Origin of the sequence: Nocardia iowensis, from assembly GCF_019222765.1 — a bacterium.
GTDB lineage: Bacteria > Actinomycetota > Actinomycetes > Mycobacteriales > Mycobacteriaceae > Nocardia > Nocardia iowensis.
Genome location: NZ_CP078145.1, coordinates 8,555,236 through 8,580,029 on the forward strand (window position 1 = coordinate 8,555,236; position 24,794 = coordinate 8,580,029).

21 protein-coding genes are annotated in these 24,794 nt (G+C 65.9%); 13 read left to right on the forward strand and 8 right to left on the reverse strand.

The window, feature by feature from the left end:
- Nucleotides 1-96: 96 nt before the first annotated feature.
- On the forward strand, nt 97-984 hold the full coding sequence (locus tag KV110_RS39490; RefSeq protein WP_218472186.1) for an NRDE family protein: 888 nt from the start codon (nt 97-99) through the stop codon (nt 982-984).
- Between the two features lie 57 nt (nt 985-1,041).
- Here the strand turns inward: KV110_RS39490 and KV110_RS39495 are convergent, their stop codons facing one another.
- Nucleotides 1,042-1,752, reverse strand: coding sequence for a DUF8020 domain-containing protein (locus KV110_RS39495; protein WP_218472187.1), 711 nt, complete (start codon nt 1,750-1,752; stop codon nt 1,042-1,044).
- Nucleotides 1,753-2,205: 453 nt separating this feature from the next.
- Here KV110_RS39495 and KV110_RS39500 point away from each other — a divergent pair, with 453 nt between their 5' ends.
- Both KV110_RS39500 and KV110_RS39505 read left to right on the forward strand, forming a co-directional pair.
- The gene (locus KV110_RS39500; RefSeq protein WP_218472188.1) at nt 2,206-5,322 is read left to right on the forward strand and encodes a (Fe-S)-binding protein; all 3,117 of its coding nucleotides are present in this window, start codon (nt 2,206-2,208) and stop codon (nt 5,320-5,322) included.
- Between the two features lie 536 nt (nt 5,323-5,858).
- On the forward strand, nt 5,859-6,572 hold the full coding sequence (locus tag KV110_RS39505; RefSeq protein WP_246634245.1) for a lytic polysaccharide monooxygenase: 714 nt from the start codon (nt 5,859-5,861) through the stop codon (nt 6,570-6,572).
- A 54-nt stretch (nt 6,573-6,626) separates the two neighbouring features.
- On the opposite strand, the gene KV110_RS39510 is transcribed toward KV110_RS39505, so the two are convergent.
- Both KV110_RS39510 and KV110_RS39515 read right to left on the reverse strand, forming a co-directional pair.
- Nucleotides 6,627-7,775 (reverse strand): acyl-CoA dehydrogenase family protein, encoded by a 1,149-nt coding sequence (locus KV110_RS39510; RefSeq protein ID WP_218472190.1) that lies wholly within the window; start codon nt 7,773-7,775, stop codon nt 6,627-6,629.
- Nucleotides 7,775-9,004 carry an acyl-CoA dehydrogenase family protein gene (locus KV110_RS39515; protein ID WP_218472191.1) on the reverse strand — a complete coding sequence of 410 codons (1,230 nt, stop codon included), beginning with the start codon at nt 9,002-9,004 and terminating at the stop codon, nt 7,775-7,777. The genes KV110_RS39510 and KV110_RS39515 overlap by 1 nt, the downstream gene beginning before the upstream one ends.
- A 253-nt stretch (nt 9,005-9,257) precedes the next feature.
- Here KV110_RS39515 and KV110_RS39520 point away from each other — a divergent pair, with 253 nt between their 5' ends.
- Nucleotides 9,258-10,580, forward strand: a complete 1,323-nt coding sequence (locus KV110_RS39520) for a UDP-glucose dehydrogenase family protein (RefSeq protein ID WP_218472192.1) — start codon at nt 9,258-9,260, stop codon at nt 10,578-10,580.
- A 138-nt stretch (nt 10,581-10,718) separates the two neighbouring features.
- A complete protein-coding gene (locus KV110_RS39525; RefSeq protein WP_246634246.1) occupies nt 10,719-12,020 on the forward strand; it encodes a DUF7159 family protein in 1,302 nt (433 codons plus the stop codon).
- 205 nt (nt 12,021-12,225) lie between these two features.
- Here the strand turns inward: KV110_RS39525 and KV110_RS39530 are convergent, their stop codons facing one another.
- The 3 genes from KV110_RS39530 to KV110_RS39540 form a co-directional block, all read right to left on the reverse strand.
- On the reverse strand, nt 12,226-13,500 hold the full coding sequence (locus KV110_RS39530; RefSeq protein ID WP_218472193.1) for a YibE/F family protein: 1,275 nt from the start codon (nt 13,498-13,500) through the stop codon (nt 12,226-12,228).
- Between the two features lie 441 nt (nt 13,501-13,941).
- Nucleotides 13,942-15,189, reverse strand: coding sequence for a pyridoxal phosphate-dependent aminotransferase (locus tag KV110_RS39535; protein ID WP_218472194.1), 1,248 nt, complete (start codon nt 15,187-15,189; stop codon nt 13,942-13,944).
- A 110-nt stretch (nt 15,190-15,299) separates the two neighbouring features.
- Nucleotides 15,300-16,694 (reverse strand): helix-turn-helix domain-containing protein, encoded by a 1,395-nt coding sequence (locus tag KV110_RS39540; RefSeq protein WP_479725018.1) that lies wholly within the window; start codon nt 16,692-16,694, stop codon nt 15,300-15,302.
- Nucleotides 16,695-16,872: 178 nt separating this feature from the next.
- On the opposite strand from KV110_RS39540, the gene KV110_RS39545 reads away from it, so the two are divergent.
- From KV110_RS39545 to KV110_RS39555, 3 genes are all read left to right on the forward strand, one after another.
- Nucleotides 16,873-17,322 carry a hypothetical protein gene (locus KV110_RS39545; RefSeq protein ID WP_218472196.1) on the forward strand — a complete coding sequence of 150 codons (450 nt, stop codon included), beginning with the start codon at nt 16,873-16,875 and terminating at the stop codon, nt 17,320-17,322.
- 150 nt (nt 17,323-17,472) lie between these two features.
- Nucleotides 17,473-18,282, forward strand: coding sequence for an AraC family transcriptional regulator (locus tag KV110_RS39550; RefSeq protein WP_218472197.1), 810 nt, complete (start codon nt 17,473-17,475; stop codon nt 18,280-18,282).
- Nucleotides 18,283-18,362: 80 nt separating this feature from the next.
- Entirely contained in the window at nt 18,363-18,743 is a 381-nt protein-coding gene (locus KV110_RS39555) for a hypothetical protein (protein ID WP_218472198.1), read from the forward strand.
- Between the two features lie 2 nt (nt 18,744-18,745).
- On the opposite strand, the gene dcd is transcribed toward KV110_RS39555, so the two are convergent.
- Complete coding sequence (gene dcd / locus KV110_RS39560; RefSeq protein WP_218472199.1) at nt 18,746-19,345, reverse strand: dCTP deaminase; 600 nt, start codon at nt 19,343-19,345, stop codon at nt 18,746-18,748.
- 186 nt (nt 19,346-19,531) lie between these two features.
- Here dcd and KV110_RS39565 point away from each other — a divergent pair, with 186 nt between their 5' ends.
- Both KV110_RS39565 and KV110_RS39570 read left to right on the forward strand, forming a co-directional pair.
- A complete protein-coding gene (locus tag KV110_RS39565) occupies nt 19,532-20,305 on the forward strand; it encodes an SDR family NAD(P)-dependent oxidoreductase (RefSeq protein WP_218472200.1) in 774 nt (257 codons plus the stop codon).
- A gap of 55 nt (nt 20,306-20,360) precedes the next feature.
- Nucleotides 20,361-21,071, forward strand: a complete 711-nt coding sequence (locus KV110_RS39570; RefSeq protein WP_218472201.1) for a phosphatase PAP2 family protein — start codon at nt 20,361-20,363, stop codon at nt 21,069-21,071.
- On the opposite strand, the gene KV110_RS39575 is transcribed toward KV110_RS39570, so the two are convergent.
- A complete protein-coding gene (locus KV110_RS39575) occupies nt 21,068-22,000 on the reverse strand; it encodes an MBL fold metallo-hydrolase (RefSeq protein ID WP_246634248.1) in 933 nt (310 codons plus the stop codon). The genes KV110_RS39570 and KV110_RS39575 overlap by 4 nt on opposite strands.
- A 650-nt stretch (nt 22,001-22,650) precedes the next feature.
- On the opposite strand from KV110_RS39575, the gene KV110_RS39580 reads away from it, so the two are divergent.
- The 3 genes from KV110_RS39580 to KV110_RS39590 all read left to right on the forward strand — a co-directional run bounded on the left by KV110_RS39580 (nt 22,651) and on the right by KV110_RS39590 (nt 24,784).
- A complete protein-coding gene (locus tag KV110_RS39580; protein WP_218472202.1) occupies nt 22,651-23,058 on the forward strand; it encodes a hypothetical protein in 408 nt (135 codons plus the stop codon).
- Nucleotides 23,059-23,472: 414 nt separating this feature from the next.
- Nucleotides 23,473-24,012 carry a hypothetical protein gene (locus KV110_RS39585; protein ID WP_218472203.1) on the forward strand — a complete coding sequence of 180 codons (540 nt, stop codon included), beginning with the start codon at nt 23,473-23,475 and terminating at the stop codon, nt 24,010-24,012.
- 337 nt (nt 24,013-24,349) lie between these two features.
- Entirely contained in the window at nt 24,350-24,784 is a 435-nt protein-coding gene (locus tag KV110_RS39590; RefSeq protein WP_218472204.1) for a hypothetical protein, read from the forward strand.
- Nucleotides 24,785-24,794: the final 10 nt, after the last annotated feature.

Below are 24,794 nucleotides of genomic sequence, written 5' to 3' on the forward strand. Positions count from 1 at the left end.
TTTTCGCTGTCTCTGGACGTTTCCACTGGCCTTGCGCGGCCCATCGGGTGGCCAATGCGGTGCTGCGTCCGGCAATGTTCCGGCATCCTGGACTGCATGTGTTTGGTGTTGATCGGCTGGCGCGCCCATCCGGACTATCGGTTGATCGTCGCGGCCAACCGCGACGAGTTCTACTCCCGGCCGACCGAGTCCATGCGGTGGTGGCCGGAAGTGCCCGGCCTGCTCGCCGGGCGCGATCAGGGGGCCAAGAACAAGGCCGCGGGTGATCCGCCGGGTACCTGGCTCGGGTTGACCCGAGATCCCGAGCGGCACAATCGTTTCGCGACGGTGACCAACGTGCGCAACCCGAAGGATGAACGCGCCGACGCCCGGTCCCGTGGTGCGCTGCTGATGGACTTTCTGCGCGGTGCTTCGGATCGGCATCCCGGCGTCGATTTCCCCGGCCCGGAAAAGTACGTGCTCGACGTGGCGGCCGCCCCCGACGACTACAACGGCTACAACCTGGTGGTGTCGGACCTGGAATCGCTCTGGTGGCATTCCAATCGCAGTGCCGTGCCGCCGCAGGAACTCGCTCCCGGCTTCCACGGGCTCTCCAACGGCATGTTCGTCAGCTCGGCAGGTCTTACCCCCGGAAACACGGATCTGACCGCCTCACAGCCCATCTGGCCCAAAGTACGGGGCGGGGTGAGCGAGCTGCGGGCGGTGGTGCAGTCCGATCCCGGTGCGGTGCAGCGCTATTTCGAGGTGCTGGGCGATCGCAGCAAGGCACCGGATGAGGAGTTGCCGAACACCGGGGTTTCGCGTCCGAGGGAGCGGGTGCTGTCGTCCCGGTTCATCGCGGACGCGGTACACGGGACCCGGGCGAGCACGGTGCTGCTGGTGCGCGAGGACGGTTCGTTCGTCATGGCGGAGCGGTCTTTCGGGCGGTTCGGGCGGCGCAAGGGCGAGGTGTCGTTCAACGGCACCCTGGATCTCGCCGCCTGAAACGCCGACGAGCCCGCCGCTCCGAGGAGCGGCGGGCTCGTTGTCAGGCAGTAGGTCTTACTTGGCCGGAAGCGGCTTGTCGGCCCACTTGGTGGTGCCGTCCGGAGCCTGGATGGTGTTCAGCAGCTCCACACCAGCGGCGACCAGGGTCGGACCGCCGACGGCGATGGTGCCGAGGATGCCACCGACACCCGCGCCGGTGAGCAGACCCGGGATGCAGCCGACCGGGAGGGTGATGACGCAACCGATGATGGCGCCGATCGCGGTGCCGACGAAGCCACCGATCGCGGTGGCGATACCGAAGTTGCTGGCGAATTCGTTCTGCGCGCGCTGGTTCTCGATCGGCGACGCGATGTCCTGCGCGACAACCGGCTTGGCGGCGACCGGCGTGGCGGACACGACGAGGCCTTCCGGCTTCTGCGGGGTGACCTCGAGAACGGCGCCGTCGTTCTTCACCTCGGTCTTGACCGGAACGAGCTTGCCGTCGACGTCCACTTCGAGCGGGAACGACACCAGGGTGTTGCCCTTTTCGTCGCGGACGTTGGCGATGCTGGTCTTCGGATCTTCAGCGGTAGCGCCTGCCTTCTCCTCGACCGAGAAGGTTCCCCCCTTGAGCGACGCGACGATCGTCTTGTCCACCAGCTTGACGGAGTAGTTGATGCCGGGGTCGGCCGGAGCGGCGACAGGCTCGGCATGCGCGGTCCCAAGACCGATGGTCATCGCGCCGATGACCAACGCGGCACCCGCGGTGGTTCTGCGGAGGTTCATTCAGTTTCCAATCCATCATCAGGTCGTCCACCAGCCGATCCCCCTCACGCGAGAGCTCTTCATCAAACCCGGGCGGTCGCCCCGGGTCCTCCCCGAGCAGTGTGAAGACAGGCACAGCAGACAGAACGACGTGAGCGTAATCCACCGGCGACCGAGAAGCGAGATGCATTACGCGCCTTGATGACTAAGCCTGTCCTTACCGACTAGGCCGGGTGCCTCGACGTTTACGGTGTTGATCACCTGAACACGCAGCTGGATCGGCAAACCCTCTGTGACGTTCATCACAGGTAAATTTTGAGTCAAGCCCCAGCAAGAGGGGGCATAGCTCAGGTGCAAATCGTACGACAAGTAGCATATGTTACCGGTGGGTAACTTACTGCCGGTTAGGATACGAGCCAATCGGGCGGTGCCGAACTGCCCGCGCTCGTGTTGCCTCTAGAGAAAGGTCGCGACATGAATGCCCTGACAGTGACGCTGGGCACGATTGGGGCGACGCTCAGCCTCCTGTGTTGGGCGTCGTTCATCGGCGGCGTCCGCAATATCGTCCGCGCCATCATGGTCGGACAACCCGCACCGGACCGCTGGCGACCGTTCTTCCCGCGTTTCAAGCAAATGGTCATCGAGTTCCTCGCGCACACGCGGATGGCCAAGTTCCGCACCGTGGGCTGGGCGCACTGGCTCGTGATGATCGGCTTCATGGGTGGCGCCATCCTGTGGTTCGAGGCATATGGCCAGACCTTCGACCCCGCCTTCCACTGGCCGATCTTCGGCGACTGGGCGATCTACCACCTGTGGGACGAGATCCTCGGCATCGGCACCGTGGTCGGTATCGGCACCCTGATCGTCATTCGCCAGCTGAACCATCCGCGACTGCCCGAACGCCTCTCCCGGTTCAGCGGCTCGAAGTTCGGTCCCGCCTACGTCATCGAGCTGATCGTGCTGATCGAGGGCCTCGGCATGATCTTCGTGAAGGCGGGCAAGATCGCCGCCTACGGCCACTCGAACCCGGCCACCGACTTCTTCACCATGCAGGTGGCCAAGCTGCTGCCCGCGAACACCACCATGGTCGCGCTGTTCGCCTTCGTGAAGCTGATGTCCGGCATGGCCTTCCTCTACCTGGTCGGCCGCAACATCACCTGGGGGGTGGCGTGGCACCGGTTCTCGGCGTTCTTCAACATCTACTTCAAGCGTGAAGACGACGGCGGCGTCGCGCTCGGTGCGGCCAAGCCGATGATGTCCAAGGGCAAGCCGGTCGACATGGAGACCGCGGACCCGGACAACGACACCTTCGGTGCCGGCCGGATCGAGGACTTCTCCTGGAAGGGCTGGCTGGACTTCACCACCTGCACCGAGTGCGGTCGGTGCCAGTCGCAGTGCCCGGCCTGGAACACCGGAAAGCCGTTGTCGCCCAAGCTGTTGATCATGTCGCTGCGCGACCACGGCAACGCCAAGGCGCCGTACCTGCTGGCCGGTGGCCGCAAGGACATGGGCGGCGACGAGATCGGGCTGGTCGACGCCGAGGGCAAGCCGAACGAGGCCGCGCTGGCGAAGATCCCCGAGGCCGCGAAGGCCGAGGCGGAGCGTCCGCTGGTCGGCGACGTCGAGGTCAACGGCATCATCGATCCCGAGGTGCTGTGGTCGTGCACCACCTGTGGCGCGTGCGTCGAGCAGTGCCCGGTGGACATCGAGCACGTCGACCACATCATCGACATGCGCCGCTACCAGGTGCTCATCGAATCGGAGTTCCCGTCCGAGCTCGCCGGTCTGTTCAAGAACCTGGAGAACAAGGGCAATCCGTGGGGCCAGAACGCCAAGGACCGGCTCAACTGGATCAACGAGGTCGACTTCGACATCCCGGTGTTCGGCAAGGACGCCGATAGCTTCGACGGCTACGACTACCTGTTCTGGGTCGGCTGCGCGGGGGCCTACGAGGACCGCGCGAAGAAGACCACCAAGGCGGTCGCCGAGCTGCTCGCCACCGCGGGCGTGAAGTTCATGGTGCTCGGCGCCGAGGAGACCTGCACCGGCGACTCGGCCCGGCGCGCGGGCAACGAGTTCCTGTTCCAGCAGCTGGCCGCGCAGAACATCGAAGTGATCAACTCGGTGTTCGAGGGCGTCGAGGACAAGAAAAAGAAGATCGTCGTCACCTGTGCGCACTGCTTCAACGCGCTCAACAACGAGTACCCGCAGGTGGGCGGCAACTACGAGGTGGTGCACCACACGCAGTTGCTCAACCGTCTGGTTCGCCAGAAGCAGCTCATCCCGGTCGCCTCGGTGTCGCAGAACGTCACCTACCACGACCCCTGCTACCTCGGTCGGCACAACAAGGTCTACAACGCGCCGCGGGAACTGATGGAAGCCTCCGGCTCCACCTTGGTCGAAATGCCGCGCCACGGTGAACGTTCCATGTGTTGTGGTGCCGGTGGTGCGCGCATGTGGATGGAAGAGCAGCTCGGCAAGCGCATCAACGTCGACCGGGTGGACGAGGGCTTGAACACCCTCGCGGCCAACCCCGGTGCCACTCCCGGCAAGATCGCGACCGGCTGCCCGTTCTGCCGCGTCATGCTCAACGACGGCGTCACCGCCCGCCAGGAAAAGGGCGAGGGTGAAGGAGTCGAGGTCGTCGACGTCGCTCAGCTCATGCTGGACGCCATCGACCGGGTCGACCCGGCCCGGCTCACCGAGAACCTCACCGTCATCCAAGAGCCGAAAGCCCCTGTGGTCGAAGAGGTTTCCGAGCCCGAACCGGAGCCCGAGCCGGAGACACCAGCCCCCGCGAAGGCGGCACCGGCTGGCGGTGGACTAGCGATGAAAGGCCCGGCCAAGGCACCCGGTGGTGGCGGACTCGCTATGAAGGGCCCGGCCAAGAAGCCCGGCGGGCTCGGTATGAAGGGCGCCGCCAAGGCACCCGGAGCCACAGCGGCGGAATCTACTGCGGCCGAAGCTGAGTCGACTGCGGCCGAAGCTGGATCGACTCCCGAGGCACCGGCCAAGCCGGTCAAGGGCCTGGCCATGAAGGGTCCGGCGAAGAAGCCGGGCGGGCTGGGCATGAAGGGGGCCGCCAAAGCACCCGGTGCCACAGCGGCTCCGGCAGCTGAATCCGCCCTCGCGCCCGAATCCGCTGCGGAGGCACCCGCTCCCAAGCCGGTGAAGGGTCTGGGCATGAAGGGTGCCGCGAAGGCACCGGGAGCCAAAGCACCGGGAGCCAAGGCACCGGGTGCGAAGGCTCCGGCCGCACCCGCGGCGAGCACGCCCGCACCGGAAACAGCCGCCGCCGAACCGGTTTCGGAACCCACTGAAACCAAGCCGACGGTCCCCGCCAAGGGCTTGGCGATGAAGTCGGGCTTCAAGCGCCCCGGCGCCAAGGCGCCCGGCAGCACCGCCCCGTCGGCCCCCGCTGACCCCGCCCCCGCCGAAGAACCCGCCGCGGAATCCACCGCGCCGGAACCCACCGCGGAACCGAGTCAGCCCGCCAACGGCAACGGCGCCCCCGAAGCCACTCCTCCGGCTGCCAAGCCCGGCGGCCTCGGCTTCAAGTCCGGCGCAAAGGCTCCCGGCCGCAAGAGCTGAGAGCAACAACTAAACTAACGCGGCATTCAGCCCGGGTCTGTCCAACAGACCCGGGCTGAACCTTTTCGCCCGCGGGACTTCGGCGACGAACTCCAGGCGTTTCGAATAGTGCAACGGGTCGACCGACTCGCGCCGCGATCGGTATGAACTCGGCACTTATTCCGCAATTCTGTCGGACCTGAGACGACGGCCTGGCCGGTAGCGGTGCAGCCGAGGCGATTGCGATAACTGGGGAGGCACTGGGGACGTGTCATTTCTGTGCCGGGACTTTCACCAGTTCCCTTCTCGCACTGCCGATCCGAGCTGCGCTCCGATACCGAATGAGCCTTGGTTGCCGAGGCCGCGAACTCGAGGTCTTTGCCTGGTCCGGGGAGCGGCATATCGTCTTTATCGCATTCGAATTCGAAATGCTTTCGCTGACTGCACGTTTGATACTGACCAGCATGCCGGCCTCTGCTGCTCAGGCTATTAGGAGCGCCATGAATACTAGAAGAAAACTGACTGTCCTCGGGGCCGCAGTAGGGATCGCACCTTTCTTGGCGGTTCTGTTCCCGGCGGGGACGGCCGGTGCGCACGGGTACGTTTCGTCACCGGCCAGCAGGCAAGCACAGTGCGCGGCCGGGACCGTGGCGTGCGGTCCGATCAAGTACGAGCCGCAGAGTGTCGAAGGGCCGAAGGGCTTGCGCAACTGCCATGGCAACAACGCCCAATTCGCCGAACTGAATGACGACAGCAAGCCGTGGAAGGTGCACGCTGTCGGCAACTCGGCGAGCTTCACCTGGACGAACACCGCTCGGCACCGCACGGCCAACTGGGAGTACTACATCGGCAACACCAGGGTCACCCTCGTCCCGGGCAATAACCAACAGCCCGACCGAACCGTCACGCACACAGTGAATTTCGGTAACTTCACCGGGCGCCAGAAACTGTTGGCCATCTGGAACATCGGAGACACCGCCAACGCCTTCTACGCCTGCGTCGATCTGCAGATAGGCGGCGGATCGACGCCGACCACCACACCGTCGCCGACGACCACCGTGCCGCCCACGACAACGACGGTCCCGCCGACAACCACGACGACGCCGCCGACGACTACGCCACCCGGCTCCCAAGAATGGGCTCCGGGCCGGAGCTACCAGGTCGGCAGCGAAGTCACCTACGACGGGGCTCGCTACCGCTGCTTGCAGTCACACACCGCGAACCCTGGCTGGGAACCCGCCAACACGCCAGCCCTGTGGCAGAAGCTCTGAGCTGACCCGAGTCCCGGTCCTCGATCCTGCATCGAGGACCGGGCCGCGTGGCGCCTACGGTCGCGTCAATGCCGCGTACCGGGCCAAATGCTGATCACTGGAACCGAATTCGTGCTCAATGGCGGTCAGGCGCTTGAAGTAGTGGCCGATGGCCAGTTCTTCGGTCATGCCCATGGCGCCGTGCAATTGGACGGCGTTCTGGCCGATGAAGCGGGCGGCCCTGGCAATGGTGACCTTCGCGGCGGAGACGGCGCGGGCCCGGGTCGGGGCGTCGGCTTCCAGCGAGTAGATCGCGAGATAGACGGCGGCGATGGCTTGTTCGAGTTCCATGTACATGTCGACCATGCGGTGCTGCAGGACCTGGAAGCTGCCGATCGGCTGGCCGAATTGCTGTCGCTGCTTGGCATAGTCGAGGGTGTCGGCGAGCACCTTGCGCAGGCAGCCGACGGCCTCAGCGGCGGTGGCGGCGATCGCGTCGTCCACGGTGGGTTCGATGGCGACCCAGGCGGTTCCTTCGACGCCGAGCAATGCGTCGGCGGGCAGCCGGAAGCCGGTGAAAACGAGGTCGGCGGCGACCCGATCATCGATGGTCCGATATGGGTGCACCTCGACTCCGGCGGGCGGGTTGTTCGCATCGAACGCGGTGTGGAACAACGAGATTCCGCGCTGATCACGCCGATCACCGGCGGTGCGGGCGGTGATGAGCAGGTGGGTCGCCAACGGAGCGCTGGTCACGACGGTCTTCGCACCGTCGAGCAGCCACGAATCATCGTCCCGCCGTGCGGTTGTCGATACATCGTGCAACGTCTGGCCCGAAGTCGGTTCCAGGGCGGCGAAAGCGGTGCGCGCATCGCCGGTCACGATCTGCCGCAATATCGTATCGGCCTGATCGCCACCGGACCGGTTCAACAGTCCGGCACCGACGACAACCGTGTCCACGAACGGCTCGACGACCAGTGCCCGCCCGAGTTCCTCGGCGATCACCATCATTTCGACCGGCCCGCCGCCCATTCCGTCGACCCGCTCGGGCAAGGTCGCGCCGAGAATGCCGAGTTCGTCGGCGAATCCGCGCCACACGGCGGGCTGCCAGCCGCCGCCAAGCTTGGCCGCATTGCGGCTCTTTTCCAATTCGTACCGGGCGCCGAGGAATCCGGCGATCGCGGTGCGGAGCAGTTCCTGCTCGTCGGTAAGCGTGAAGTCCATCAGAGCCCCAATGCTGCTTTGGCGAGGATGTTTCGCTGAATCTCGTTGCTGCCCGCGTAAATCGAGCCCGCTCGGTCGTTGAAGTAGCGCAGTGGCGCGACGGCCTGCCATTCCGCGCCGCTGTGGTAGCCGTCCGCGGGTGGTATGAACTCCGCGATCGGGCCACCCGGTTTCGTGGCGTGCGGTTGATACACGCGACCGCGCGGACCGGCGGCTTCCAGCGCCAATTCGGTCAGTTTCTGGCTCAACTCGGTCGCCAAGATCTTCAGCATCGAGGCGGCGGGGCCCGGATTCTTCCCGCGTGACATCGCCGAAAGGGTGCGGTACTCCAATATTTCGAGTACTTCGGTGCGAATCCGCGCCTCCGCCAGTTTCGCGGCGAACGCCGGGTCATCGATCAGCGGAGCACCGTCCGGCCCAGGCTGTTCCGCCGCGTCGACGGCGATTTCCTGCGCCATCGCCTGCAGGAACGGTGCCATGGCGCCACCGCGCTCGTGCACCAGCAGGTACTTCGCGACAGTCCACCCCTCGTCGATCTGTCCGAGCACGTTGCGCTTGGGTACCCGCACGTTGTCGAAGAAGACCTGGTTCTGCACCTGCTCACCGGAGGTCATCACCAACGGCCGGATCTCGATGCCGGGCGTGGTCATATCGATCAGCAGGAAGGTGATGCCCTGCTGCTTCTTCCCGGTACGCGAGGTGCGCACCAGGCAGAAGATCCAATTCGCTTCCGTCGCATGGGTAGTCCAGATCTTGCTGCCGGTGCACAGGAAATCGTCACCGTCGTCGACGGCCGCCATGGTCAGCGACGCCAGATCGGACCCGGCCTCCGGCTCGGAATACCCCTGGCAGAAGAAGACTTCCCCGGTCAGAATCCGCGGCAGATAGAAGTCCTTCTGCTCCGGCGTCCCGTACGCGATGATCGCGTGCGCCACCATCTTGATCCCCATCGGCGACAGCGCGGGCGCCCCCGCCAGCGTCGACTCCCGATTGAAGATGTAGTGCTGGGTCAAACTCCACCCACATCCCCCGTACTCCACCGGCCAAGCGGGCGCCGCCCACCCCTTCTCGTGCAGGATGCGCTGCCACTGCATGCTGGCCTCGTGGTCGGGGTAGACACTCGTCGCCAATCGCCCCGCCCGCCGCAACTCCGGCGTCAACTTCGCGTCGAGAAACGCCCGTACCTCGTCCCGAAACGCCAAATCGGCCGCTGACCAGTCGAATTCCATCAGCCCTCCCAGAGGGTGTGCACCAATGCGTCAACGCCGGCCCAGGCCGAACGAGACGGAACCTACGTATGTCCCGTCACTGTATCAAACTGATGTCACCCGCCAGCAATTAAAAGGATCGCAGTGGTCGACCTGCCATCTTGGCAGGTCAGAGCTCTCATCCGGATATATGTCGCCACATGTACACCTACCGTTGCCGTGACTCTTGCCTCGGTGATGCGGCGTGGCCATCAGGGGGGCTTATCAATCGATCATGCGATGCACAGTCTTCGGAACCGGGTACCTCGGGGCCACGCACGCGGCGTGCATGGCCGAGCTCGGGCATGACGTCATCGGGGTGGATGTCGACCCGGGCAAGGTCGCGAAGCTGTCCGATGGCGTGGTGCCGTTCTACGAACCCGGACTCGAGGACGTGCTGCGGCGCAACCTCGATGCGGGCAGGCTGCGATTCACCACGTCGTACGCCGAGGCCGCGGCGCACGCCGAGGTGCATTTCCTTGGGGTGGGGACGCCGCAGAAGAAGGGCGAGTACGCCGCCGATCTGAAGTACGTGCACGCCGTGGTGGACACGCTCGCGCCGATGCTGGAGCGGCCGTCGGTGATCATCGGCAAGTCGACGGTGCCGGTCGGCACGGCCGCGGCGCTCGGCACCAGGGCGCGCCAGCTCACCGCTACCGAGATCGAGGTGGCGTGGAACCCCGAGTTCCTGCGCGAGGGCTTCGCGGTCAAGGACACACTGCGCCCGGATCGTCTTGTGCTCGGGGTGGATCGGGAGCGCGCGGCCGCCGACTGGGTGGAGGACTTGGTGCGCGAGGTCTACGCGGAGCTGATCGCCGACGAGGTGCCCTTCCTATTGACCGATTTGGCCACAGCCGAATTGGTGAAAGTTTCCGCCAACGCCTTTCTGGCGACCAAGATTTCGTTCATCAACGCGGTATCGGAAGTCTGCGAGGCGACCGGTGCGGATGTGACGATGCTCGCCGACGCGCTCGGCTACGACGCGCGCATCGGCCGCCGGTTCCTCAATGCCGGACTGGGTTTCGGCGGCGGTTGTCTGCCGAAGGACATTCGGGCCTTCATGGCGCGGTCCGGCGAGCTCGGCGCCGACCACGCGGTGGCGTTCCTGCGTGAGGTGGACAACATCAATATGCGTCGCCGCACCAAGGTGGTGGACATGGCGGCGCGCGCCTGCGGCGGTTCCTTGTTGGGCGCGAATGTCGCGGTGCTCGGCGCGGCGTTCAAACCGGAATCCGATGACGTGCGCGATTCACCCGCACTGAATGTGGCGGGCATGATCCAGCTGCACGGCGCGGTGGTGACCGTGTATGACCCGAAGGCACTGGAGAATTCGCGACGAGTGTTCCCCACCTTGAACTACGCCACCTCGGTAACCGAGGCGTGCGAACGCGCGGATGTTGTGTTGGTACTCACCGAATGGGACGAATTCACCGCACTGCGACCGGAGGATTTGGCACGGGTAGTCCGGACCCGATCGATCATCGACGGAAGGAACTGTCTCAATCGTGCCAACTGGCGTGCGGCCGGATGGGTGTACGCGGGACTCGGCACACCGTAGAGTTGCGTCGCGAAGGCGGGGCCTACGTCTGGACGCATAGTCCTGCCGTATGCACAGACGCTCGTCGACGGTATGGTCCGGGGAGCGGGCCTTCGCGCAGGCTCGCATGTCGTGAAGTGTGAACGAGATGGGCAGCTGATGAGTTCGGTACTGGGAGTTTCGGTGGGGGCCGGCGCTGTCCGTATGGCGCGGCCACACACCGCGAACCCCCACGGCCACGTCCAGCCGCACTCCTTCGATCTGCAAACCATTCCGGTCACCGAGCAGACCGTCGAGGAACTGGCCGCCGAGGCGATCGGCGTCACGCTGGAAACCACTCCTGGTATCACCGCCACCGCCATCGCGTATCGCAGCGAACAGCACGCGCGCGCTGTTCGCGCGGCCATGGCACGCCAGCAGCTCACCAATTACGAACTTGTTCCCGAAGTCGTCGCCGCGCTCGAATTCGCCCAGTCCACCGGAGATATCCGGGGCATTTCCTCGCTGGTGGTGTACGACCTCGGCAGCTCCGGGCTTTCGGTGAGCGTGGTCGATACCCAGACGCGTGAGATCCGCCATAGCGAGCGCACCAGCGATATCAGTGGCGACTACCTCGACTCGTTGATCCGGGAACAACAGATCGCCTCGGGCCGAATCGCGCATCCGCCGGACGCGGCCGGTCTCGCCACCCTCGACGGACTGTGTCGCGAGGCAAAAGAACAGCTGTCCACGAACACCGCGGTCGCGTTGCCCAGTGAACAGGGCCTGGTGCTGCTGGCACAGGAGAACTTCGAGTCGCTGATCATGTTGGCGATCGAATCGTCGGCGCGGATGGCGCGGGACGTGATCACCCGTTCCGATCGGCCGGTGCACGGTGTGCTCGCCATCGGCGGATGCGCCCGGATCCCGCTGGTAGCCAGGGTTCTCGAACGCTGGATGGGTGTTCCGGTGATCGTGCCGGAGAGCCCGGAGACGGTGGTAGCCCGCGGCGCCGCGCTGCTCGCCAGGCCGGTTCAGCCTGAGGTCCCGGTCAGCCCGGTGCTCGACGCCGAGTTGTCCCCGGCCTGGTTATCGGCGCCACCCGCCCGCCGCAAGCGCGAGATCAGTGGTGCGGTGCTGACCGTAAGCGCTCTCGCGGTGGTTGCCGCGATCGGACTCGGCCTCGGCTACGGCCCGCAAGTGCTGCAACGCGATTCACACAACGAGGGCTCGCCGACGGTGCCGACGACCTCGGCACCGCGCACCACCACCCTCGACCCGCAGATCGCGGTCGCCCCGACCACCCCGACGGAATCCGCGGTGGAATCGGTCGCGGCACCCCCACCGCGCCGGGCCACCACCGAACCCCCGCCACCTCCCGCACCCGGCCCGAACACCATTGTCGTTCCCGGCCTTCCACCGATCGTGGTCCCCACGATCCCCCCGGAGGTCTTCCCCTTCCCGCCCCCTCCGGCCCGCTGAGCTAGGTGTACACACCCTTTGCCTCAGCAGCACACCCGGTATAGAGGGTGAGCGTCAGCCAAACCGGGTGCTCGGCAACCGAACCAGGTGTCCGGCAGCAACAGCCGCGAATTCCCAACTCGCGTAGGTGTGCGCACCCCTTGCGTGAGCCGCACACCCGGTATTGAGGGTGCGCGGCTGCCACTATGGGTGTGCGGCTACGACATCAGGTGCGGGCGTGGCGGGCGCGGCGTGGGGGGTGGGTGGGTTTGTGGTGGCCGAAGGGGCGGGCCAGCACTACCGCGATGGCCGTGGTCAGCGGGACGGACAGGGCGAGGGCGATGCCGCCGACGGATGAGCGGGCGATCTCGATGGCGACCGCGTCGCCGGTCAGCACGTCGCGAATGGAACGGCCCGCGACGCTGAAGAGCAGCAACAGCGGCAGCGCACCACCGGCGTAGGCGAGCACCAGGGTGTACACGGTGCTGGCGATGTGGTCGCGGCCGACCCGCATCGCGGCCGTGAAGATCTCCCGCCGGGACGCGGACTCGTCGAGCGCGGCCAGTTCGAACGCGGCCGACGCCTGGGTGATGGTGACGTCGTTCAGCACACCGAGCGAGCCGATGATGAACCCGGCGAGCAGCAGCCCGGTGATGCTGACATGCTCGAGGTAGGTGGCGACGTTGGTGTTCTGTTCCTCGGACAGACCCGTGAGATGCGTCATCTTGATCGCCACCCAGGACAACGCCGCCGCGACAACCATCGAGGTGAGCGTGCCGAGCAGCGCCGAACTGGTCCGCAGGTTCAATCCATGCGCGAGATACAACACCGCGTAGAGGATCAACGAGCCCGCGACGAGCGCGACCGGAATCGCGGGCTTGCCGTCCAGCAACGCGGGCAACATGAACATCACCAGCACCGCGAACGCGAACACCAGCCCGAGCAGGGCACGCAGCCCACGCCAGCGCGCCACCACCACGATCACCACGACGAAGACCACCGCGATCAGCGTCAACGGCAACCCGCGCGCGTAGTCCTCGAACGAGTACATCGGGGTACCGCTGGGATCGGTCTGCCGCACCAGCCGCAGCTCGTCCCCGGCGTGCAGATCGGGTTGTCCTGGGCCCGGCGCGATTTCGAACAGCGTCTTGTTGCCCTTGTGCGGCCCGGACTCGATGTCGATCAGGCTGCGCTGGCAGGTATAGGCATTGTTGCGCGGCGGCTCCGGCTTCTCCACGAACACCTTGCCGATCGAGGAGCTGCCGCACGGCCCGATGTCCTGCATGACCACGGTGCCCGCCTCGGTCTGCACCGCGCCGCCGCCCGCGTTCTGCATCGGCAGCGGGATGTCGATGTGCTGTTTGCCCGGCCACAGCAGGACGGTTCCGAGTAATACGACGGCGCCGATAACGGTCAGCAACCCGACGACCACCCGGGCAGCGGTGTCACCGATCGCGATCGGACCGGAGTGGTCGTGGTGATGGTGATGGTGCTCACTCATGACTGCGCGGGGCTCCTACCCTGTCCGTCGTATGCGCTGGGTGTGTTCCCAGCGGGCAGGACCGGCTGTTCAGCGCGAGTCGGCTGCCCGGAGCGAGCTTAAAGGATTTCATTTTCAAAAGCGGGCTCGGGCGACGAATAAGCCGAGGTGGGAGTCGGCATCGAGGCCGGAGTGAGAATTCGGAGGGGGCGGCGGAGAGCAGGGGGATGTCTCCGCCGCCCACAGGCCGGCGGCCCAGGGGGGTAGGCGGCCGAACCGAAGACCGGGTTAACCCAGGGGGGTAGGCAACCCGGCCGGGCACTCGAAAGTGCCAAGTCCTACTGTACACAAAAGTACTTCTAATGCGCTAGCTAGTCTCCAAACATCGCTTGTATCCATACATTCGGTCTGTTTAGAGGCTAGAAGCGGGGCAGCGCGGTTGCACGGATGCAAGGCCGCAACCTACTGGCGATAGCTGGACAGGAAGTTGCCGAAGCGCTCGATGGCGACCGCCAGATCCCTGGCCCACGGCAGTGTCACGATCCGCAGATGATCATGGTTCGGCCAGTTGAAGCCGGTCCCCTGCACCATCAGGATCTTCTCCTGCAGCAGCAGGTCCAGGATCAGCTTCGAATCGTCATGGATCTCATGCACATTCGGGTCCAGCTTGGGGAACGCGTACAGCGCGCCCTTCGGCTTCACGCACGAGACACCAGGAATCATGTTGAGCCGCTCCCACGCGACGTCGCGCTGCTCCAGCAGCCGCCCGCCGGGCAGGATCAGATCCTCGATGCTCTGATGCCCGCCAAGGGCGACCTGAATCGCATGCTGCGCAGGCACATTCGGGCACAGGCGGGAGGAGGCGAGCAGATCGATGCCCTCGAGGAAACCCGCGGCGTGCTCCTTCGGACCGGTGATGGCCAGCCACCCCGACCGGTAGCCCGCCACCCGATACGCCTTGGACAGACCGTTGAAGGTCAGGCACAGCAGATCGGGCGCCACCGAGGCCACCGAAATATGCTTGGCATCGTCATAGAGAATCTTGTCGTAGATCTCGTCGGCGAGCAGCAGCAGCTGATGCTTGCGCGCGATATCGACGAGCTGCTGAAGAATTTCCGCGGAATAGACCGCGCCGGTCGGATTATTCGGGTTGATCACCAAAAGCGCCTTGGTCTTGTCGGTGATCTTCGATTCGATATCGGCGATGTCGGGCTGCCAGCCGCTGGACTCATCGCACAAATAGTGCACCGGCGTGCCGCCGGCCAGACTGGTCATCGCGGTCCACAGCGGGTAGTCGGGCGCCGGGATCAGCACCTCGTCACCGTTGTCGAGCAGCGCCTGCATGGTGATGGTGATCAACTCGGAGACACCGTTGCCCAGATAGACGCTGTCCACGTCCAGTTCAGGGAACCCGGGCACCAGCTCGTACCGGGTGACGATCGCCCGCCGGGCCGACAGGATGCCCTTCGATTCCGAGTAGCCCTGGGCATACGGAAGCGCCGCGATGATGTCGCGCATGATCACATCGGGCGCCTCGAACCCGAACGGGGCGGGGTTGCCGATGTTGAGCTTGAGGATCCGATGACCCTCCGCCTCCAGCCGTGCTGCCTGCGCGTGCACCGGTCCACGGATCTCGTAGACAACGTTCTGCAGTTTCGTCGACTGCTCCAGCGGGCGATGCGGTAGATGACTAGGGCTCACCCGTCCCATGGTGCCACCCGGCGCAACCGGATAATCGCCCCGCTCGGGATCGATTGCCCCGATTTCACTGGGACGGCGTGAGCGACCCCGCCGCCGGATCCAACGATGTGATCAGCACCTCAGGAAGCCGGGTTGCCAGGCGGTATCCCCTTCGCCGCGGTCGAGCCGCAGAACTCTTCGATCCGCTCGTCCAGGAAGCGTGCCTCGACCGCGTCCCGGAAGTTCGGGCCCGCGATCCGTCTACGCACCCCGGTCAGGCGTTCCTCCAACTGCGCGATGCGCTTGTCCTCGGCGAGGCCGAGCACCGGTTGCAGCGCCTCGGCCGCACCGTCGAGGCTGCCGTTGATCAGGTGCGCGGCAGCGCAGTCGACCCGGGCCAGCGACTCGGCGCCGTAGGAGCGCTGCTCCGATGGACCGCTCGCGTACAGCTCGATCGCGCGCTGGGTGGCGGCCAGCGCGGGCTCGGCCTGGCCGAGATGGATATAGGTGGCGCCCGCGTAGTACTGCGCCTTCGCGGCGTTGAATCCGAACACGCCGCCAACCTCATCGTGCAGCGTGTCGGTCTCGGACACCTCGCGTGCATGGTCAGCGGCGCGGATGCAGCGATCGGCGTCGGACGAGCTGCCGAGTTTCGACCAGATCCGTGCCTCGATATTGAGCAGGCGCACCTTCGCCGTCGCCGACTCGGCGAACTCCTGCCCGCTCTGCGCCAGCAGCACGCCGCGGCGCGGGCGCTCCGACCAGTATTCGATGAGCGCGTGCATGCCACGGGTCCAGGCCCGCAACCCGTTGTGACCACACAGTTCCGAATAGGCCCAGGCCGCTCGGATCTGTTCGCCCGCGGCGTCGTAATAGCCGAGGTCGGTACTGGCGTTGGCGAGCAGACCCGACAGGGTGCCCGCCAGTAGATAGAGGTGACTGGTGTCCGCGGGGCGTTGATGCCCCTCGAGCAACCGGTACACCCGGCGTCGCACCCGAAGCATCTCGACCATCATCGGCACGGGGGGGATGTGCACGTAGTCGTTCGCGATGCGGGTGACATCGGCGTCGAGCTGTTCCAAAGTGGTCGCACCCACATTCGTGCTCTCGGCCTGGCCGGCGTGCTCGCTGGCCTCATGGGCAGCCGCCATGATCAGATCCCTCTCCGAAATCGCTGCTAACGCATCACCTCTCATCGCACCGGCGTCTATGAGAGCCAAAAGGTCCGCGTCGCTCGAATATTGGGCGCGCGCCGAGGTATCGGCGGGCGCATCGAATCCAGGTGCGGTCGGTCGATCGGCCATCGGCTGATCGATCATTGCCGCAAACCGTGCCCGCACAACGTCATCGGACCTGGCCAAGGATGTATCGAGAGCGGCTTGATTGATCGGACGTGGATGGACCCGGACGCCACCGGCCTCCCACTTCGACACCAGGCGTTCGTGTACCCCGAGATGGGCCGCGAACTGCCGGATGCTCATGCGTTTGGCATCGCGAAGGGCACGGGCCTCTTTACCTGACCATTGCCGGACCACGATGTCATCCCTTCCGAACGAACTCTTTCCCAGGGTACGAGGGGTTTGTGAGCACGGCTACATACGAAACAGAGCTGGTATCAGAGGCAGCGGAAGGGCAGTAGAAGGCGGGCGTGCGGGCAATACCGAATTCGGCGGGTGACCGGGACCCTGGGAGGCGGGAGGCAAGGAGTTCGCCGTGAATGTGGAGAAGCTCAGGACTGTTGACGATTGGGTGGCGTTCTATCGGCATGAGTTCGGGCTGCCGGTGGCCGAGCGTGGCGGCTTCGTCATGCTGCCGATCACCGGCCGCGTTTGCGTAGTCCACTTGCCAACCGCCCGCGCCGAAAAGGTGCGGGCCGCACTGGAACAGCAGGGGACCAGGGGGCCCATGCTGGCCAGGCAGATCCGGTGGAGCTTTGTGGCCGAGCCGGACAGTAGGCCGGGAACGCAGGTATTGGAGGTGCTCAATCGTCTCGATATCGGCATTCCCGCCATCGGCAGCGCCGTGATGTTGCCGACCGGTCTTGGCAGGTGGACCCGGGAAGGGTGCTTCTGGGTATCCCCGCCGAGACGCGGCGACACGCTGCCACCGCTATCCGTCATCATCACGACGGCGCTGGCGGTGGGAGCGGGCGGCGGGGACTGATCACGCGCCGCGATCGGTTCCCGTTTGCCGCCCGGCGCCGGACCGGGCCGAGTCCGCCCCTTTCTTGGCAGTCGACGGGGCGGACTCGGGCCGGTGGCCCACCAGCACGGAGGGCGAGCCAAGATGCGGCATCCGCTTTAGTGTTGAGGGATGCGGAGTGATCGGCTGAGCGACCTGCGTGGGACGTATCAGGTGCGCTCGCACCAGCTCGTCTCCGCGCCTGCCTCGGCGTTCACCGGCCTCGAGGTGGTCCGCTGCGTCGGGTTCGATGTGCTGGAGCCGAACCCGGTGCGGCGCAGGAAAATTCCGGGCGGCACTGTCAAGCTCGTGTTCGCGCTGGAGGGGACCTTCGAGGGGCGCAGTCTGGACCCCACCGCGCTGGTCATCGGCTTGCACGATCGGGCGGGGACGGCCGGGCACGCCGGGCGGATGCGCAGCGTGCAGGTGCAACTCGATCCGCTGACGGCGCGCCGGTTGCTGGGTGTTCCGATGGACGAATTACGCAACGGCGCAGTAGAACTCGCCGAATTTCACGGTCGCGCAGTGCGCCGCTTGGCCGAACGCCTCGCCGAAATCCCCACCTGGCCCGCACGATTCGCTTTGGTGGCCGAGTATCTGCGGGAACGCTCGGCAGCGGCGGACGATCGCGAAGACGCCGCGGTGACCTATGCGGTCCGGGAATTGCGACGATCGCGGGGCCTCCTGCCGATAGCCACCCTCGCTGCGGAAAGCGGTTGGAGCCCACGGCATTTCCGGCGCCGATTCGCCGAGCAGGTCGGCCTGCCGCCGAAGGACTATGGTTCGCTGCTGCGCTTCTCGGCCGCGCTCTCCGCATTGGCGAGCGAACCCACGCGCGATATGAGCACGCTCGCGGGCGATTTCGGCTACTACGACCAATCCCATCTCATCCGAGACTTCCGGCGCTTCGCCGGTGCGCCGCCCGGCCGCCTGCTCGACTGAGCGTGTCCCATTCGTCCAATACCGCGACGTAGGGCGAGACGTAGCGTTTCTCGCACCTCGACCGCGAAGGAAAATCCGCGATGTCCGCACCGATTACCGTGCGTGTGGCCGCCATCGGCATCGGCATTCACGCTATCAATCATGTTCTCGTCCTGGTGTCCTCGCCGTTCAGCTGGAACGTCGGCACCGTTTTCCACCTCATCGGCGCACCGCTCTATGCCGCCATTCTGCTGCCACTACTGCGCGGCAAGAATTGGGCCCGGGTGACGATCACGGTATTGCTCGGCGCGCAATTCCTCGGGCGGTTCGTCGTGTGGGTGCTGTTTCCCAGCGTGCACCTAGCCCTGATCGGTGGTTGGGCGCTATCGGTGGTCGTGTTCGTGCTGCTGTGGGTTCCTGGATCGAGTCGTCGCTATTTTCGGCGCGCCGAGGCCCCCGCCGAAGCGCACGAGAGGATCTAGGTCTACCGCGATTCCGCGGCGTCCACTATCGCGGCGGGCAGCGGGAAGTTCAGGTAAGACTTCGACGGCGTAGGGCCACGCTGGCCCTGGTACTTCGAGCCCGCGGTGGCACTGCCGTACGGGTGCTCGGCCGGGCTGGTCAGCCTGAGCAGGCACAGCTGGCCGATCTTCATGCCGGGCCACAGGGTGATCGGCAGGTTGGCCACGTTGGACAGCTCCAGGGTGATGTGGCCGCTGAAGCCGGGGTCGATGAAACCGGCGGTCGAATGGGTCAGCAGGCCGAGCCTGCCCAGGCTCGACTTCCCCTCCAGCCGACCGGCCAGGTCGTCCGGCAGCGTGCACACCTCGAGGGTGGAGCCGAGCACGAACTCGCCGGGATGCAACACGAACGGCTCACCGGGGGCGGGCTCGACCAGGCTGGTCAGCTCGTCCTGCCGTTGCGCGGGATCGATGTGGGTGTAGCGGGAGTTGTCGAACACCCGGAACATCCCGTCCAGCCGCACGTCGATACTCGACGGCTGGATCAGGCTCTCCAGGAGCGGCTCGACGCCGAGACGCCCAGCGGCGATCTCCGCACGGATGTCACGATCGGAAAGCAGCACGGCAAGCAGCGTAGCGCCTGCTCGCCGGTGCTCGTCAGCCGCACAGCGGCATCGGCACCAGCCGCCCAACTACATCGGCACCAGCCGCCCAACTACAGTGCGCCGCCGCGTGGCTTTTCCCCGCATGGCGCGGTTATCCTCGCACTCGTTCGGGCACTGTTGCCCGCGACCGAAGGGATGGACCGGATGACCGAGGCCCCGCTGTTCGACCTGACCGGCCACGTGTCCGTCGTCACCGGGGGCAACTCCGGCATCGGCCTCGGCTTCGCGCGCGGGCTCGCGCGGGCGGGCGCCGACGTGTGCATCGTCGGCCGCAATACCGAGCGCAATGCCGACGCCGCCGACATCCTGCGCGGGTACGGCGGTCGCGTGCTCGCGCTGTCCTGCGATGTCGGCGACGAGCAGCAGGTGATCGACACCATCGCCCGGACCGCCGACGAACTCGGCCGCATCGATTCGTGCTTCGTGAATGCCGGTGTGATGCAGGGCATGACGCCGTTCCTGGAGACCGACCTGAGCGAGTTCCGCCGGGTCACCTCGATCAATCTCGACGCCGCCTTCGTCACCCTGCGCGAGGCGGCGAAGGTCATGGTCGCCCAAGGCACGGCCGGCAGCCTGGTCGGCACCGCCAGTCTGGCTGCCCGTCAGGGTGTTCCGCGCGGTCAGTCGTACGCGGCCAGCAAGGCCGGGCTGATCGCGATCATGAACTCGATCGCCGTCGAACTCGGCAAACACGGCATCCGGGCCAACTCGGTGCTGCCCGGTTGGATCGAAACCCCGATGACCGACGGCGTTTTCGCGTGGGACCGCTTCCGCGACCGCGTCCAGCCCCGCATCCCCGCGAAACGCTGGGGACGCCCCACCGATTTCGAGGCGGTCGCGGTGTACCTGGCCAGCCCCGCCAGCGCGTATCACACCGGCGACACCCTGATGATCGACGGCGGCTACAGCATGTTCTGACCGGCCGCGGCGCATCCTCAGCGAATCCACAGCGTGGAGATGGGATCGTGGGAGGGTGACCACGAATCCCCCACCGGACCGGATCTGGCACCGGATCCCCGCGCTCGCCGTGCTGGCCGGGGTGCTGGCCGTGTTCGCCCTCGGACTCACCAGCAATGTGCTCGACCGGGACGGACTCACCATGATCGACACACCCCTGTCGAACTGGGCGATCGAACATCGCAACGGCACGCTGACGCCCCTCGCGATCACCGTCAGCTACCTCGGCGGCACCGTCGCCATGACCATCGTGGCGACGCTGGCCGTCCTCGCGTTCGCCAAACTGGGCCGGTGGCGGGAGGCCGCACTCGTCGTTGTCACCGGCCTCGGTTCATGGGCGCTGACCGATGGCGGCAAGCACCTCATCGATCGACCGCGGCCACCCGTCGTCAACCACATCATCGCGAAGACCAACCTGGCCTACCCTTCCGGCCACAGCCTGGGTTCGATCGTGGTCATCAGCACCCTCGCGCTACTGCTGATCCCGCGGATCCGCCGTCCCGCCATCCGCTGGGTCGCGGCCGTCGCCGCCGTCACCTTCGTTGCCGCAGTGGGGCTTTCCCGCATCTACCTCGGCGTGCACTGGCCCACCGATGTGCTCGGCGGCTGGACCCTCGGCGCCATGTGGGTCGTCCTGTGCTTCCTCGCCTACCGGTATCTCAACCAGCGGCAGGACCGCGCTGCCGCTGGTTTCGAGTACTCCGGTGCGTCGCGAGACGCGGCTTAACCGACCGGGATCCAGGTGGTGCGGCCGTCGGGATCGCGGTGGACTCGGCCGAACGGGACATCGGCGAAGTGGATGCCGAAGGCGAGGTCGCCGGTGGTGGCCAGGCGGTCGACCAGGATGCGGCGACGGCGGATGCCCTCGACGGGGTTGAAGTCCGAGGCGCTGGTCCACTCGGGGTGGGCAACCTGGACGGGAGAGTGCAGCGCGTCGCCGATCATGACGAGGCGACGACCCAGGGATTTGATGGCGAATGCGGTATGGCCCGGAGAATGCCCGGGAATCGATTGGGCGCGGATACCGGGGAAGATCTCGTCGCCGTTGAGGATCGGCTGTACCCGCGGCGCCATCGCGGCCAGCATCGCCGGGGTGGTCATGCTTGCTTTCGCCCAGTCGGGCAGCGCCTCGACCAAGTCGGGGGCCAGCGATTGCCAGAATTCCCATTCGGGTTCGGCGACCAGGTAGCGGGCCTCGCCGAACGGCGCCGTACCACCGGGCCACGGTTGCAGCGTCCAGCCGAAGTGGTCGAGGTGCAGGTGGCTGAACGCGACGGCTTCGATCCGGTTGGCGACGCCGAGACGAGCGAGGTTGCGCACCAACGCACCCCCGTAGGTCGCGCCGGTCATCGGATTAGCCGGGTGGTCGGGCGCGACCACCGGCCCGATGCCCGCGTCGATGAGCAAGGCGCGTCGGCCGTACTGCACCAGCAACCCGCCGATCCCCGCGACGAGATGCCCGTCGGCGTCGAGGTGATCGGCGTAGGTGACCCAATCCTGTTCGGTGGCATCGGGTAACCAGCCGCGCGGCTTCAAGAAGACCGCCCCATCGGGGACGTAAGTGAGCTTCATCAGTCCATGACGAATGGTGCGCAGCCGCGGTGGCCGACGCAGCCTCTCGGCCTGCGATCCAGGGGCAAAGCGGGTTTCGGTCATCAGCTGCTCCTCGTTCGAAATCTGACAGTAGCGCGCGAATACCGTTCGGATAATTCGAGATTCGCGGCTCGGCCATCGGCTAAGCGGTGCTAGGTATGTCGGTCGAGAAAGAGAACGCGAGTTCCGACATCGTCGCGGCAGACAACTAACGCCACCGGTTGCTGGCGGCGGCGGGCCGGTGAACAGGGACTGAACGAGGGCACGCTCGAATGGATGACACTGTGCGGCCATTGCGAGACTTACCGTGGGCGGGGGGCGAAACATTCACTCAGGCTGCCGAACCGGGCGCGCGGTTCGATCAAGTCGTCCTGAACTGCTTTGGGAGAGCAGTACATACGGTCTTCGGCCAAAAACCTTGCGGATATCGGCCATAGCAGACAGCGATGAGCGAGTGGCCTCATGGGAGTGGCGGCGGTCGGTGGCTGACGCGGCCGTCAGGCGATCGCGGTCGCGATGCGATACCGCAGCTCGAGAGCCGCCGGGAACGGCGCGGGCCGAATCGATTTCGGGCCCTAGATCCATTCAATTTCCGTCACGACAGTGGTTGAATGCTGGGGCGACGCCGAATAGGAGCACCCTGGCGCGTCGCGCTTCGAACGGCAGGACGGCCGAAATAGCTTGGTCGACAACGGCAACCGGAGGAGCTGGCGATGGGCATGATGCGAAGTGTGATCGGTGCGTCGCTATTGGTCGCCGGTGCGGCCACGATGACGCTGGCCGCGACCGGACCGGCAGCGGCAGAACCGCGGGACTGCGCGCTGGATCGCTCGCCGACCCGCGCGGCGGCGCACTGCGGTGGCGACGGCACCTACATTCTCGAAGTCGATTGCGTCGGGTTGAATCTGTCCGGCGGACCGATCCTGGGGGCCTACAACAAGTCGGTCACCGGCTTCGCCGATCCCACACCCGGGCGGGAGCTGTACACCCATCCCGCACGGGACTGCATGATGCCGCTGACCTTGGGACAGATCGGCTTCGCGATCGACGCGCGCATCACCCAGACCCCTACTCGGCCGGGGCTGCCGCCGAACGCCTACGAGTACGACCCGGGTCGATAAGGACGCTTGGCGGCGCGGAGGTGGATCGGCTCACGACTGCGGACGCTGTGCTCGACCAGGTCAGGCGCGGATCAGCGATGTGTTTGCAGGCCCAATCCGGATTCCTGAACAAGGGAGTTGACCGTCGTAGTTGCTGGTCTGATAGGCGTCGCGGACGCGCTGATGCGCAGGCCGATGTAGTTCAATGTAGAACTTCTCCTTCTGCCGCAACAGGATTCGGCCCTCTGCGATTATCTTCGATTACATACTCCGACCAGCAAGCATAGCGTGCAGCTATCTTCTGCCGAATAGCGCTGCCCGGCATCGGATTCGGCCTGTGAGTTCCAACATAGTTCGCGGTTGTAATGAAATCGCTACGCGCTCAGATGATCTGGAAGTGGCTGCCAGTTGGGTGGCCTCTAGCGCGGAGGAAATATGACCCGATCTGTTCTGCTCGCGACCGCGGCGGCCACCCTCGCGGTGGCTCTCACGGCGTGCGGTGGCGAGGGCGCCTCCGATGCCGCCCCTTCGGCATCGAGCACCGTTTCCACATCCGCTCGGGGCACAGCACCCGCCCCCGGAACCGTCGAGCCCACGGCGGAGACCACTGCACCCGCCATCAAGACCACCCCACCTGCCGCCGCGGAGCCGGAGCCCGCCACCTCGGCGGCGCCGCAGACCGCGCCGGCGACGGCCAAACCTTGCGCCGTGGTTACTCGCGAATACCTCATCACCACGCTGCGAATGACGGCATCGCCCAAGTATCCCTTGGCCGATCTCCAGAATGCGCGGTGCAGCGGGAACTACGCGACGGCGCTGAGCCAACCGGAAGGCACCCTGCACCCGGTCGTATACATGTTCAAGTACTCCGCACCGGAGGGGTGGCGCCTGATGGGGGTCGACGACGCAATCGACTGCGTGAACAGGCACGGCGTTCCGCTCGAGGATGCCCGTGTGATCGGCTGCGCCCTCTAACAGCTCCGCTATTCCCGATGGTGACTCCGCCACTGCACTGGACTAGACGAATCCCCGCCCAGGACGAGACGGCGGCTGGGAACTGGGCGACGGAACGCATGGGAATCTCGTGACCGCCGCGCCATTGGACAAGGAACCGAGCCGAGTCCGATGGGTGCGGTGCCGTCTCAGCAAAGATCGCCCGCAAGGCGCTCCTGCCGAGCTCACCGCTGATGACCATCAACGCGTGATCAACCATCTGCGCGCTGGGCCGAGTATTACTGGTTCCAGGTGGTCTTCCTCGGCGAGGAAGACCACGGCCAGGCCGAGCGCACTATCCGCAAGTAAAGGACTCCTCATGTTGCGATCACATCGGTCCGCCGCAGGTGCGCTATCGGCGATGGGCACGATGGCGGCCGCGCTGGTGCTGACCGCTTCCGCCGCGCCTGCCGCGACCACCACTTTCACAGTTACGCCGGGGGATCCGCCGACCTTCGTCACGGACTGCGCTTACACGGCGCTTGCGACGACCGATCCCGGCGCCTACATCCATTTCTACGACAGCCAAGGCGGGAGCTTCGATCCACCGAACGCGATCCAAGCCAACGGCACCGGTGACGTCATCGTGAGCTGGACGCCGTACAACCCTGGTTTGCACACGCTGCATGCCGTGCCGATCGGCGTCGCCGACGCCGCGCCGATCGACGGCGGTGAGCGGACCATCGAGATCGAGGTCACCGACAGCGGGAGAGGGTGCGCCCAGACCTTCCCGATGTGGACGGTTCACGAATAGTACTGGCCCC